At 66.0% G+C, this 13273-nt stretch carries 10 protein-coding genes and 1 pseudogene; 3 read left to right on the forward strand and 8 right to left on the reverse strand.

Annotated features, from left to right (window positions below; genetic code table 11):
* The 6 genes and pseudogenes from IEW19_RS20875 to IEW19_RS20900 all read right to left on the reverse strand — a co-directional run.
* Nucleotides 1-523, reverse strand: a pseudogene (locus IEW19_RS20875) (hypothetical protein); the annotation flags it as partial.
* A gap of 97 nt (nucleotides 524-620) precedes the next feature.
* Complete coding sequence (locus IEW19_RS20880; RefSeq protein WP_188573488.1) at nucleotides 621-1619, reverse strand: hypothetical protein; 999 nt, start codon at nucleotides 1617-1619, stop codon at nucleotides 621-623.
* Nucleotides 1620-2203: 584 nt separating this feature from the next.
* Nucleotides 2204-2767 carry a dihydrofolate reductase family protein gene (locus IEW19_RS20885; RefSeq protein ID WP_188573489.1) on the reverse strand — a complete coding sequence of 188 codons (564 nt, stop codon included), beginning with the start codon at nucleotides 2765-2767 and terminating at the stop codon, nucleotides 2204-2206.
* A gap of 48 nt (nucleotides 2768-2815) precedes the next feature.
* A complete protein-coding gene (locus IEW19_RS20890; RefSeq protein WP_373283632.1) occupies nucleotides 2816-3649 on the reverse strand; it encodes an IclR family transcriptional regulator in 834 nt (277 codons plus the stop codon).
* 85 nt (nucleotides 3650-3734) lie between these two features.
* Nucleotides 3735-4991, reverse strand: a complete 1257-nt coding sequence (locus IEW19_RS20895) for an aminopeptidase P family protein (RefSeq protein ID WP_188573491.1) — start codon at nucleotides 4989-4991, stop codon at nucleotides 3735-3737.
* Between the two features lie 80 nt (nucleotides 4992-5071).
* Entirely contained in the window at nucleotides 5072-6442 is a 1371-nt protein-coding gene (locus tag IEW19_RS20900; protein WP_188573492.1) for an MFS transporter, read from the reverse strand.
* A gap of 310 nt (nucleotides 6443-6752) precedes the next feature.
* Between IEW19_RS20900 and IEW19_RS20905 the strand changes: the two genes are divergently transcribed.
* The 3 genes from IEW19_RS20905 to IEW19_RS20915 all read left to right on the forward strand — a co-directional run bounded on the left by IEW19_RS20905 (nucleotide 6753) and on the right by IEW19_RS20915 (nucleotide 10494).
* Nucleotides 6753-7235, forward strand: a complete 483-nt coding sequence (locus tag IEW19_RS20905; protein ID WP_188573493.1) for an LpqB family beta-propeller domain-containing protein — start codon at nucleotides 6753-6755, stop codon at nucleotides 7233-7235.
* Nucleotides 7232-8983: a DUF5671 domain-containing protein gene (locus IEW19_RS20910; protein WP_188573494.1), complete on the forward strand. Its 1752-nt coding sequence runs from the start codon at nucleotides 7232-7234 to the stop codon at nucleotides 8981-8983. Before IEW19_RS20905 ends, IEW19_RS20910 begins: the two co-directional genes overlap by 4 nt.
* A gap of 248 nt (nucleotides 8984-9231) precedes the next feature.
* Nucleotides 9232-10494 carry a hypothetical protein gene (locus IEW19_RS20915; protein WP_229748638.1) on the forward strand — a complete coding sequence of 421 codons (1263 nt, stop codon included), beginning with the start codon at nucleotides 9232-9234 and terminating at the stop codon, nucleotides 10492-10494.
* A gap of 495 nt (nucleotides 10495-10989) precedes the next feature.
* Here IEW19_RS20915 and IEW19_RS20920 read toward each other — a convergent pair whose 3' ends face one another.
* Nucleotides 10990-11238: a hypothetical protein gene (locus IEW19_RS20920; RefSeq protein WP_188573495.1), complete on the reverse strand. Its 249-nt coding sequence runs from the start codon at nucleotides 11236-11238 to the stop codon at nucleotides 10990-10992.
* A gap of 72 nt (nucleotides 11239-11310) precedes the next feature.
* A complete protein-coding gene (locus IEW19_RS20925) occupies nucleotides 11311-13251 on the reverse strand; it encodes an ATP-binding protein (RefSeq protein WP_188573496.1) in 1941 nt (646 codons plus the stop codon).
* Nucleotides 13252-13273: the final 22 nt, after the last annotated feature.

Here is a 13273-nt window from a genome sequence, read left to right on the forward strand (position 1 = left end):
CAAGGTTCGACGCCGAAGCGAAGGAACCACTGTCAGTTCCGGTGGTGCCGTTCTCATCCGTGCTGTTCTGGATGGTGCTGGCCACACCGGCGTTCGCACCCAGGTTCAGGCCAAGGTTCGACGCCGAGGCGAAGGAACCGCGGTCGGTTCCCGTAGTTCCGGTGTTCCGGGTCGTGGCGCTGTTCTGGATCGTGCCCGCCACACCGGCGTTAGCACCCAGGTTCAGGTTGGAGGCGACGGATCCACGCTCGGTTCCGGTAGTTCCGGTAGTTCCGGTCGCGGTGTTCTGGATCCCGCCCGCCACACCGGCGTTAGCACCCAGGTTCAGGCCAAGGTGCGATGCGATGCTTTCGCGGTTGGCCGTCGAGGACGTGGAGGTGATGCTGGTCTGGTTCTGCGTGCCGATACCGAGACCGGCGCCGGTGTTGGTGCCGGTGTCGGCTGAGGCCGCTCCGGCACCGAGGACGAGGACGCCGCCGGCGAAAACTGCGGCGCAAAGGGTGTTGCGGACAAATGAATGCATGACTGTTTTTCCTCACATGGAATGAATTTTTTTTCCGGCCAAAGGCGCCGGTATGCCTGCATCTGCCGCGGCAGTTAGGTGCGCGGCGCGGACATCATCAATCCGGTGAGAATCCAGGGTCCTGAGTTGTGGACCCGGGCAGCACGAAGCTGAAAAGGGATCCGTCCCCGCCCCCGGTCAGGGGCAGGACGAAACGGTAGGAAAGATCCGCCGCAGCCTGCGCGCCGGCGCCAGTGGGCCCCGATGCGCCGGCACTGCCGGACACCGGTGAGGGCACCGGCGCCGTTGCAGGCACGTGTCCGCTAGAAAGCGGTGACGGGCTCTGGGGGGACGCGCCGCCGTCATCCATCGACGCCGCCCCACGAGCGGCGATGCCGTCCGCAATGGCCGTGGGAAGGTGGGAAAGCACGGTGGTGGAGGCTCCCGGTTTCGCGCTACTCACCGCGGCTGGCCGGAACTCCACGGTGGTTGATCGGTCAGCGCCGCCCAAGGAAGTGTTTGCCGTCACAGGTGCAGCGGGGGACGCAGCCGTGACGGGCGGTGCCCCGCCTGGGATGCCGCCGCTTATAGGTCCGATGCTGACCGGGGCAAGCGTGGGGCCGGTGATCAGCCCCGTCACCGCTTGAGTGGATGAGTCCAACGCGTTCGTGACCGGGGCCAGGAGCGGCTGGACAGTGCCAGCGACCAGTTGCGTGACGGGTGCTGTGACCGGGGCTACGATCGTGTCGGCCAGGTTCGTGACGGGGGCCAGGAGCGGCTGGACAGTGCCAGCGACCAGTTGCGTGACGGGTGCTGGGGGCTGCCGTACGAGAGTGGCGGCCACGGGCCGGCCCGCTGATGCGGGCCCCTGGGCGGGGGCGGGCGCTGTTGGGCTCTGTGGTGCCGGTTCTGTCCGGGGCTGAACCGCGGCGATGAGCGGCTTCACGGGAGCCGTCAAGGACGTCACGAGACCGTCGGCCGTATGCGGTCTCTCACCCGGTGGGGGTGCCGCGGCGTGGGCGCTGCCGGCACCGAAGATGATCCAGAACACGGCGAACAGGCCACCGACAAGGACCAGGCGGAGGGCAGGGACGATGTTCAGGGTCGTGCGGTCCATCCCACCTCCGATCAACTGCCGGTGCCCAAGGCCACAAACTCATCTCCCCCGCATCTACGACGGCAGACACGCCCCTAACGTGCCGGGGAAAAGCTTGTCTCCGCATAATGCTTTGAAAGTGCTTCGGCACCGTGCCCGGCCCGGATGGGTCCGACCCAAAAAGATCGACACCATCAAAGACGGCCATCCATTCGACGAAGCAGAACCACAAGGTCTACAGCTGACCATGCGCGGAGGCTTGGGCGAAGACTACATCTATCGCATGCACCCCTGGTTGTGGCTGGCGCCGCAGGCCAGTTCGCTGCGTCTCACCCATAACTGGGCCGCCCAGGAGAGTGCAATGAAGGGTCGATCACCATCGAAACGACACCGCTCATCCCCGCGCAAGAAAACCTTCAGAGCATCTAAGCCCAATAACTCAAACCCGCGGCCGATATCGTCCGGTAAAGGATCCCTATCCGGACAGGCCGGCTGCGATGAAGAACAGGGTCCGGCAAGAACGTATCGACCGCCTGGGAACACAGCGCGCCACACGAGGTCCGTTGGGGGCCAAAGCCCTCGCTGATCCGACGTCGGGCGGCCGCTCAGCGCCTAACCTCATAACGGGTGAGGACCACACCGTCGGGAAACGTCCGGGTCTCCACCAGGCTCAGGTTCACCCAATTGTCCATGGCTGTGAAGAACGGCGTGCCGCCGCCAACCAGGACCGGATGGGTGACCATCACGTACTCGTCGATCAGCCCCGCCCGCATGGCTGCCGCGGCGAGAGTGGCGCCACCGATGTCCATGGGGCCGCCGTCGCCGGCCTTGAGCCGGGTGATTTCGGTGACCGTATCGCCGGTCACCAGGCGGGTGTTCCAGTCCACCGCAAGGGTCGTCGAGGAGAAAACCACTTTCGGCATGTCCCGCCAGCGGCGGGCGAACTCGACCTGCGCCGGCGTGGCGCCGGGCTGCTGGTCGGCGGTGGGCCAGTGGGAGCTCATCGCCTCCCACAGTTTGCGCCCGTACAGCGCCAGGCCGGTCACCCCCACCCGGTCGGACCAAAATTGGAACAGCTCGTCACTTGGTGTGCTCCAGCCAAGGTCGTCGCCGGGCGCGGCGATGTAGCCGTCCACGCTCACGTTCATGCCAAAGGCAAGCTTGCGCATGGCGACAGTCTCCCGCGCGCCGGTATCCGTTGTACAGGCCTGGCAGCGTCAGTTCGCCGGCCGGCCGCCAAGCCGGGAGGTCACCTTGGCAGCGGCGGCCACGCAGGCCTCGCCCAGGCTCTCGAACTGCTCCTTGGACACCCGGAACCGGGGCGCCGGAATCAGGACAGCCGCCACCACGTCACCGCGGTGGTCCCGCACGGGTGCGGCCACGCCCACCTCATCCATGGACGATTCGCCGTAGTTGCCCGCCCATCCCCGCTCCGCAACATCCTGGAGCCGCGCCTCGTAGGCGGCCAGGCCGGCGTCGTCCATTCCCGGGAAGATGATGGTGCCGCTCCTCAGCAGCTCCCGCACGCGCTCGGCCGGGAGCGTGGAAAGGAACACCTGGACGGAAGCGCTCATGGCGTCCCGGTAGCGGGCACCCAGCGGGGTGGTGTGCTTGATTTGGTGGTGGCTGGCGATCTGCTCCACGCAGATGGCCTCATCCCCGCTCCAGAGCATGAGGGCACTGGTTTCGCCGGTCTGCTCGGTCAATTGCCGCAGGACCGGGTAGGCAACGCGGCGTTCCTCCATCTCGGCCAGCAGCGGCCCGGCGACGGCGATGAGCCCCAGGCCCAGCCGGAACCGCTTGGTTTCCGGGTCCCGCTCCACCAGGTCTTCCTGCTCGAAGGTGGCCAGGATCCGGGAGACGCTGCTCTTATGCATGCCCACGCGGTTGGCGATTTCCGTGACGCCCAGCAGCGGCTCATCAGCGGTGAAGGTGCGCAGGACGGCAATGGCATTGACGACGACGGAAGCGCCTTTCGCGTCCGGCCCGCCGTTGGTGACGGCTCCGTTGGCGCTGCCATGGGGGGAGTCCGGGGTTTTTGCAGGAGTCATGGTGGACACCATCTTTCCCTATGGTTGGCGGCAGAGGCCGAAAGCGGCGCCGTGGTCCACGGCGCCGCTTTGACTGTTCAGTTAGTTACGCCTGGACGATGTTGTGCTCGGGGCCGAACGGGAACTTGGTGATGTTCTCCACGGTGTTGTCCTCGCCGATCACCAGGATGTCGTGCTCGCGGTACCCGCCGGCACCCGGCTGCCCGTCTGCCACCGTAATCATGGGCTCCATGGAGACCACCATGCCGGGCTCCAGGACGGTGTCGATGTCCTCGCGCAGCTCCAGCCCGGCTTCGCGGCCGTAGTAGTGGCTGAGGACGCCGAAGGAGTGTCCGTAGCCGAAGGTGCGGTTGGCCAGCAGGCCGTTGCTGATGTAGATCTCGTTGAGTTCGGCGGCGATGTCCTTGCAGACAGCCCCGGGCTTGATGAGTTCCAGGCCGCGCTTGTGGACCTCGACGTTGATGTTCCACAGTTCCAGGGAGCGCTCATCCGGCTGGCCGAGGAAGAGGGTGCGCTCCAGGGCGGTGTAGTAGCCGGAGGTCATGGGGAAGCAGTTGAGCGAGAGGATGTCGCCCTGCTGCAGCTTCCGGGTGGTGGCCCAGTTGTGCGCGCCGTCGGTGTTGATGCCGGACTGGAACCACACCCAGGTGTCGCGGACCTCGCGGTCCGGGAAGGTCCTGGCGATCTCGTGCACCATGGCCTCGGTGCCGATCAGGGCAACCTCGTACTCGGAGATGCCCTCGCAGATGGCGTTGCGGATGGCTTCGCCGCCCAGGTCGCCGATGCGGGCACCGTGCTTGATGACCTCGATTTCCTCGGCTGACTTGATCATGCGCTGGCGCATGGCGTCCTGGGAGACGTCCAGGAGCGCGGCGCCCGGGAAGGCTGCGGCGATCTTCTCGCGGGTCAGGCCGGGGAGGAAGTCGTCCTCGACGCCGAGGCGCGTGGCTTTGACGCCGCGCTGGCGCAGGGCTTCCTGCAGGCCGAAGTAGAAGTTGTCCCGGCGCCAGTCGGTGTAGACGATGTTCTCGCCATAGGAGGTGCGCCACGGCATGCCGGCGTCGATGTTCGCGGTGACCGTGACCGATTCGTCAGCGGTGACCACCAGGGCGTAGTTGCGGCCGAAAGTGGTGAAGAGGAAGTCGGAGTAGTACTTGATGCCGTGGTAGCTGGTGAGGATGACGGCGTCCAGGTCCTGGGCGGCCATGATCTGGCGGAGGCCGCCCAGGCGGCGCTCGAACTCTGCGTCGGAGAACGTGAGCTTGCCCTTGGTGCCGTTGTGGAGGACCTTGAGCCGCTCGAGCTCGGCGATGGAGGAGGCGTTGTCGGCAGTGATAGTCACGGGTGTGCCTTTCGATAATGCGGGCAGGTGTTGGCCGCAGTTGGGTTGTGTGGAAGGAAGGGTGTTCCGGGGCCTCTGGTTCAGAGGTGCTTGAGGGGCTTCCGCGATGTTTCGGCGGCGAACAGCACAGCCACCAGGGACACGGCGGCCGCGGCCACGAGGTACCAGCCGGGCGCAAGTTTGTTCTGCGTCAGGCCGATCAGGAGGGTGGCCATGAAGGGGGCGGTACCACCAAACAGTGCGTTGGACAGGTTGAAGCTGACGGCGAAGCCGCTGTACCGGACTTTGGTGGGGAACAGTTCGGCCAGGAAGCTCGGCAGGGTTCCGTCGTTCAGGGTGAGCATGCCGCCCAGCAGGATCTGGACCAGGACGATCACCAGGAAGTTGCCGGTGTCCAGCAGCATGAATGCCGGGACGGTCAGGAGCATGAACAGGACGGAGGCGGTGATCAGCATGCGCTTGCGGCCGAACCGGTCCGAAGCGATGCCGGTCAGGAAGATGAAGCCGATGTAGCTCACCAGGGCGATGGTGGTGGCCAGGAAGGATTCGGTGGGCCCAAAGCCCAGTTCCTCCGACAGGTAAGTAGGCATGTAGCTGAGGATGACGTAGAAGCCGACGGCGTTGAGCAGCACCGCCCCGCAGGCAATGATCAGCTGCTTCCGGTAGGTACGGAACATGTCCAGGGCCGGCGCTTTGGGCGCGGATTCCGCATGATCAGCAAGGGCGCGGAAAGCCGGGGTGTCCTCCAGCTTGGTGCGGATGTAGCGGCCGATCAGGCCCATGGGTGCGGCCAGGAGGAACGGCAGCCGCCAGCCCCAATCGTGCAGCTGGTCGGTGCTCAGGACCGAGCTGAGGAGCGCGGCGATCAGTGAGCCAAGGAGCAGGCCCGCGGCCGTGCTGGCCGGAACGACGGCGGCGTAGAGGCCGCGGCGGTTGGCCGGTGCGTACTCCACCAGGAAGGCTGAGGCCCCGGCGTACTCCCCTGCTGCGGAGAACCCCTGGACTACGCGGACCAGGAGCAGCAGGACGGGTGCGAGCATGCCGATGGTGCCGTAGCCGGGAATTAAGGCAATACAGAAGGTGGAGACGGACATGATGACGATGGAAAGGGACAGGGCTTTGCGCCTGCCCAGCTTGTCACCGATGTGTCCCCAAAAGAACCCGCCCAAGGGACGGACGAAGAACGAGATGGCAAAGACGCCGAAGGTTGCCAGCAGCGCGGTCTGCCGGTCGGCCTCGGGAAAGAACACGGACGAGATGACGGCCGCCAGGTAGCCGTAAACGGCGTAGTCGAACCATTCAACGAAGTTGCCGATGAAACTGGCGGTGACCACCCGGCGTCGTACATCCTTGCTGACCACGGCACTGTCAGCGCCTTGGACTACCGGGGCAGGAACGCTGGCGTCAGCGGCAACGACTCCTGCACGGGGTGAGTTTGATTTGGTACTCATGAAACCACCAATAAGAGTTGGAGTTGCAGTAGTTGCAACATGGTTGTTTTACGATAGATGGTGATCCGCACCACGGTCAATAGATTATTGGCTTCGGACCGTCGGGGAGACTGCGGCAAGTGGATTACCGGCGAGTAGCCAGCAACGATCGACTCTAATAGCTTGAGTTGCATTCAAAGCAACGAAGTTGCCTATAAGAGTCAAGTTGCTCCACAACACCGGAAGGTTCGCGCTTTGATCTGCCGGCAATAGGCCATGAACGGGCCCAAAGACACAAGCCAAAATGGCCTCTAACCTGCATACTTACGCCATGGACGACGCTGCCGCCGGGGATCACCCAGCCCGAAAACCCGACCGGATCCTGCTCGCGCTGGTGGGCGTTGTGGTTTTGCTGGTGGTGGTGGCGCTGGCGGTGGTCTTCACCCGCGGCGAGCCGGCCCCGCTGGACGCGGCCAGCCCCGCCGGAGTGGTCCAGCAGTACAGCAAGGCAGTGATCGACGGCGACCTCCCCACGGCGGAGTCCTTCCTCACCGAGGGCGCCAAGGGCAGATGCCGTGGGGCATATACCGGCGAGCCCCGCCCGGCCCGCATCGTGTTGATTACGACGACGGAGCGCAGCGATTCCGCCACCGTAAGGGTTTCGATCGTCCAGTCATCGCGGGGCGGACCATTCGGGCCGTCCGAGTACCAGATCGAGGACGCCTTCTCGCTCCTCAAAGTGAATGGGAAATGGATGATTGACCAGGCGCCGTACCCCCTGATGGCCTGCACCGTGGTACCGGCCAAGCAATGACGAAGCCGGCAGCCCCCGCCGTCCCGGCGCCGACGAGCGGCCTGGCGTCCCTCCGCCGGCTGATCCTGTACGTCCTGCTGTTTGCTTTGGTGGTCATCACGGCGTCAGGCCTGAGCGGACTGCTCGAACGGCTCTTCCGGACGGCGTCCACCCTTGTCTACGGTGACGTCGCCGCACTGGCCCTGTCGCTGGCCTTCACCCTGATCGGCGGCCCGCTGGCGCTGCTGCTGTGGTGGTTCGTGTGGCGGCGACTCGACGACGAAGCGGAGCGCAGGGCGCCTGGCTGGGGCCTGTACCTGACCGGGATGTATGCGGTCTCCCTCATCATCGCCACCACCTCGCTGCTGAACCTTGCCACCTCCTTCATCGGTATCCGGGACAACCAGTGGCCGTCCCCGCTGGCCAACGGGCTTGTCTGGGCCGGCATCTGGGTGTGGCACCGGTGGATGTGGAAGCACCCACGCAAAGCGTCGTCGCATCTCGAAGACGTGCGGGCCGTCGTCGGCTCCGTCTTTGGCCTGCTTCTGGGTGCCGGCGGCGCGATCGCAGCACTAAGTGCCCTGCTGGACGTGGCGATCCGCGGCTTCACCGCAACCGCATCCCTTGAACCCTGGTGGTTCCCCATCCTCCGGTCCCTGGTTTGGGCCGCCGGCGGCGCGGTGGTGTGGTGGTGGCACTGGTTCCGGGAGGGCGGACGGCTCTACCAGACAGGACTGGTGGACGTCATCATCATCGCCGTGGGCATCTTCGTCGCCGGCATCGCCGCCCTGGGCGGGCTGGGCGTCATCCTTTTTGTCCTCCTCAGGTTGGCGTTCGACCGGAGCGATCCCCTCAACGACCTGCTGGAACCGCTCGCCCCGGCCATCGCAGCCGCCGCCATCGGGGCCCTGGTGTGGCGCTACCACCGCACCGCATCCATCCACCGCTCCACCCGGACCCGCCGCGCCAGCCTCCTGGTTACGTCGGCGGTGGCGCTTGCCGCTGCGGCCTCAGGCGTCGGCGTTGTGGTGAACGCGCTCCTCGCTGCGGCCGTCTCGCCGTTGGCCGGCGGGGCCACCCGGACCCTGCTCCTGGGCGGCATCAGTTCCCTGGTTGTGGGAGCACCCGTTTGGTGGCTGGCCTGGAAGCCCAGGCACCAGCCGCGGACAGCAGCCGACATCCCGCCCGGCCGGCGCGTGTACCTGGTGGCGTTCTTTGGCGTCAGCGCTGTGGTGGCCCTCATAACGCTGCTGGTGATTGGCTACCGGCTCTTCGAATTCCTGCTGGGCAACGTCTCGGGCGGCAGCCTCCTTGACCGTATCCGCGCACCCCTGGGCCTCCTGGTGGCCGCCGGGCTCGTGGCCGGGTACCACTTCGCGCTGTGGCGGCACGACAGGGCACTGCTCGCTGCCGCGGCACCCGCCCGGAGGCGGGTCATCGACCGAATCACCCTGGTCCTCGGCTATCCGCTGGATGCTGCCGGCGCCGAATCCCTGGCACGCGGCATCGCTGACGCCACCGGGGGCGCCCGGGTGACCACATGGCTTAGGACGGACGACGGCGGCACTGGGCTTCCGCCGTCGGCCGCCCTTCCGCCAAGGGCTGAGGACGTCATCCGCCAGCTGGCGGCGGCCCTGGACGGCGTGACTGCCCAGCATGTGCTGGTGACCGTGGGGCCGGAAGCGAGGGTCGAGGCCATCCCGCTGGCAGTCCCGGGCGGCGCCGCACTCCCCGCCGGGCCTGCGCCGGGGCAGGTCCTCCGGCCCTAGCTGGGCACAGGGGCTGAAGCCTACGTTGATGCTGGCAAAGGAGGCCGGCGATGGCTGCTCGTGGTGTCGCGAAGGGCTGGGGTGCTGCTTCTGGAAGTAACAGCAGGCGATGGCCCGGTTTCGTGGTGACCGTCCTGCTCGCCTTGGCGGGGTGTTCGTCCGCGGACAATGCACCGGGCAGCAGCCCTTCTGCCAGTTCAGGGCCTGCGCCGCAGTCGTCCGCGGCCCCCGGCCCAGGAGCTGCAGGGGTGCCATCACAGCCCTTCACGGACGCAGAACTCGCGGCAATCATCAACGGAGTGGCCCAGGTCCGCAACCTGCCGTTTCCCGCAGCCCAGGATTCAACCCGCCTGCGCAGCGGAGCGGCGGCCGGCTCCCTTCCCGCTGCCGGCATGGAGACGACGCCCGGCGAGTGCCTTGCCTTCGTTCCCCGGGATCCTTTTACCCGGTGGGCGGACAAGGACATCAATTTTGCCGAGGGTGCCATGCCGTCGGCGGGCGGCCAGTCCGGCCCCACCAGCACCATCATGGTCGCACTGCGGAGCGCGGACAAGGACGCCATCGCCAAGGCCGACTTCAACTACACGGACAATCTTGTATCCCGCTGCGGCCAGTTCGACCTGGCCTACACAGAGTCCGGCCGGACTTCCACATACGCGGTCCAGCTGCTGGCTGCTCCCCCGGTCGGGGAAAAACAGCACGCCTTCATGCAGGTCACCAAGCCGAAGGGCCCGGGGGACTTCGGCTCCGTCGGGCTTCGCGTCCTGAGTGGCACCCTGTCCATCACGCTGAGCCTTGCCGTTGCCAACCTCAACTCGGAATCTGACGCCAAGCCCGCTCTTGAAGCCATGGCAGCCCTGGCCAAGGAGCTCCTTGGCCAGGCTTTGAAGGGCACTCCATCGGTGGCGGCGCCTTCGCCGAACTCCCTCACGCCCGACCAGATGGTGGCCCTGTTCAAGGGCGTCACCGGCCCCAACGGGGAGCCCGTCAGCCTGCCGCAGGCGACGGTACTCGGCGCGTCTCCTGGCTTCACCCCGGGTGCGTCGTCTCCGCCGCCCGACTCCCCTTGCACCATCAGTGACCAGTCCTACTCTGCCGCGCTGGTGGGGTCGGTCTCCGGCCAGGGGCAGATCCAGGGCGCCAACAAGATGGACTACACGGACTTCACCGTCATCAACATGCCCTCGACGATGGCCCAGCCGTATCCATTCGACTCCCGGGTGGAGCACCTCCGGGGCTGCACGAGTATCCAGGAGAGCATGTTCGGGAGCGGCGGCCGGACGTGGTCGCCTGCCTCCCCTTTGAATGTGGCCGTCGCTGCCGACTCGAGCTACGCCCTTGCCTATCAACTTTCTGACGGGACCGGCGAATGGCATGTCCGGATGGGGGCCCGCCGCGGGACGCTGTCGATCGAGGCGGGCAGCCGGACGGCCTCGCAGTCCGCGACACAGGCCAAGGCGGACGCACTGGCCGCGTTCTTCGGCACCGTGTTCTCACGGGCCGGAAAATGAGTTTGGGAGTGCTGCACCGCCGCGCGCTTGCCGTTCCTCAAGATTTACGCAGTTTATCCTTCCAGTGGATAAACCCTCTTTCCCGTACCATGGCCTGCTGCCTAATGTGGACAGACACGCTTTGCCAAGGGGGATAAATGAAAAGCTCAGTTGAAGGTCTTCAAGACGCAAACAAGGACGCGCCGCAAATTGCCGTGCCGGATCCGCTGGAGATACAGCGGAAGCTCACGGAGTGGACGTCTGACTGCCTCCTCACCCTGCGGAGCCCCGTTCGCTTCACCCGTGCGGACTGGCCCTAAGGCGCGACGCAAACTATTGCCCTGCACACCGTTTTGCCCGGTGCACGTTTCTGACGGGACGGGCCACCTGGACCACCGGTATGACTCTTTAGAGCCATGCGCCCAACACGGCCAGCGCACTGGTCCAGGTCGTTACCCGCCGTTTCCGGCCCGCCCGGCTTTTGGCGCACACGCTCCTTGACGCAGGAGCCAGGGATCAGCTGGAGGCGTCCCGCTCTATGTCTTCGGCGAGGTCATCCACTTCTTCGGGACGGGCCTCGATGCCCGCTTCCTCGAAGCGCTCCTCCAGGACGTGGCTAACATCGTCCTGGACCTGGCCCAGCTGGATGTCGTGGCGGACATCCTCGGCGATGCTTTCAGGCGTCTCCAAGTCCGCTGTTCCCGCCACCATCTCGTCACTGCCGTCAAAGGGGTCGTTCGCGCCGCCGGCTCCGGAATCAGTCATACTCCATGGTTACCCTTCTCCTTCCGGCCGTAAACGGGCAGCGTTCGACGCCGGAGCGGTCCTACTGGGCGGTTAGCCCAGGAAGGTTCTGTGTACTTCACTGCCGTATCGGCCAATGATGGCCCGTTTGGCATTCCTGAAGGCTTCAAGGTTCCCGGCGTGGCCGTGCTGTTCAACGCGGAGCCTTGCCAGTTCGTCTGAGATCACGTCAAGAAAGAGTTCTGCGAGCAAGAGCCGGGCGGAGTCGCGGAAGCGGCCGCGGCCGTCGACGTAGAGCTGGACGGTTGGGGCGGCGGTGTTGATGAGGACTTTTCGCTCCTCTTGGCTGTAAACGGCACGGTCCGCGCTGTTGTGGAGATTGCGGAAGTCGTAACCGGCAAAGAGGTCCACGCCGTGGTCCCGGCTTGGGCGGTGGATCTGCCGGCGCGGGGCGGGCTGCGTCCCGGCGGCGGCGATGGAATGGTGCGGCGGCTGGTCGGCGCTGCGGCGTGAGGCGTGGTCGGCGATGACCACCTCGCAGAGCGCCCAATAGTCCCCAGCACGGGCGGTGATCGCCCCATGGTCTCCGGCCCGTTCCCCCCTTGCTGTCCACTCAAGCCGGAGAGTCTCCCCCAAAGTGCCGACGGGAAGTGGTGCGGGCAGCGGGTCCAGCCGGATCGAGGCCGGCAGATCCAGTTCGAACGCCAAGGTTTCGCCCTGGGGCAGCTGGCTTGGGTCCAGCAGCAGTGCGACATGGAACGGATGCGCTGGCGGACGGTAGTAGAAAGGCGTGGTGAAACGCAGGGCAGCTGGCGGTGGCGTCTCTGGCGGCTGGGAACCGTCGCCATTCCGGACAGCAGGTGTTGTTTCGAGGCCCAGGTCGAGGACCGCAGCCTCGCTCATGTGCTGAAGCAGGTGCTCGATCATCTCGGCGGTCCGCCCGGAAGTGGTGGCGCGTTCCAGATGGGTGAGTTTTTCCTTCTCGGCCTGGACAGCCTGCGCGATCATCCGGCTCACGGCGCGCGAGAACGCAGCAACGAACGGGTCCTTGGTGTTCAGGCCCTCGCGCTCATCGCTGATGATGGCCTTCCCCCGGCCCAGCATGTCGGTCAGGGCCGGGCAGCGCACCGTTCCGAAAAGGTATTCGGTACCCACCTGGTTCTCGTACTCAAACATCTGGCAGTCGAGCACGGCCATGCCGGACTCCACCACCAGGCCGGCGGTCCGTTCGTCGCCCTTCAACGTCAGTTCAACGCCCTGGGCCCGCTTGAGCGTGACCGTGAACGGGTACTCCGCACCGTCCACGCTGAAGCTGCCCGGCGCGTCAGGGCCCACCAGCGTGGTGGACGGCGGTTCCTGAAAACGGATGCCGTCGCTGCCGTGGTCCGCGGCGCCGGGGTGTCCGTGCACCAGCTCCACCTGGCGCCGGTCCAGTACGTCCCGAAGGTAGATGTTGTCCGCGAGCAGCTGCAGCAGCGTTGCGTGCTGGGTGATGGTGGCATGCGGGTTGTCGACGACGATCGTGACCCGGGTGCCGTTGCCGCCATCGGGAATCCCGAGCCGGGCATAGTCCGCAGGGAAGGCCCGGCGGTCAGCGCCGTCGTCGTCATAGAAATAGCCGCCATTCTCGCCCCGGAAGATGTCGATCCGGGTGAACCGGCCGTCCTGGATGGTCTCGATCCAGCCGTGGCCCAGGCCGAAGATGGCCTGTTTGAGCCCCCGCCCGAAGTACCCGCGGCCGGTGCCTTCGCCGCGGGCCAGTGGGCTGTGCGCGCCGCCGTAGCTGAGGATGCGGCCGGCCTGCTCGAAGGACATGCCCTCCGCCTGGTCGCTGACCGACAGTGCTGCCCCGGCATGGTGGCGCTCGTAGCCGACGAGGATTTTGCCGGTCACGTGGCCGGCGGCTTTTTCCAGGCGCGAGTAGCTGTCATCGCTGTTGGTGATGAGTTCCACCAGCGCTTTCTCAACCGAAGCGAAGCGCCGGGAATCAATCCCGATTACGCGCTGGTCCACTTGGATTTGGGCAACCGTCATGGTGGTTCCTCCGCTCGCAACC

The organism is Arthrobacter liuii (assembly GCF_014639275.1).
In the GTDB taxonomy this organism is placed as follows: domain Bacteria; phylum Actinomycetota; class Actinomycetes; order Actinomycetales; family Micrococcaceae; genus Arthrobacter; species Arthrobacter liuii.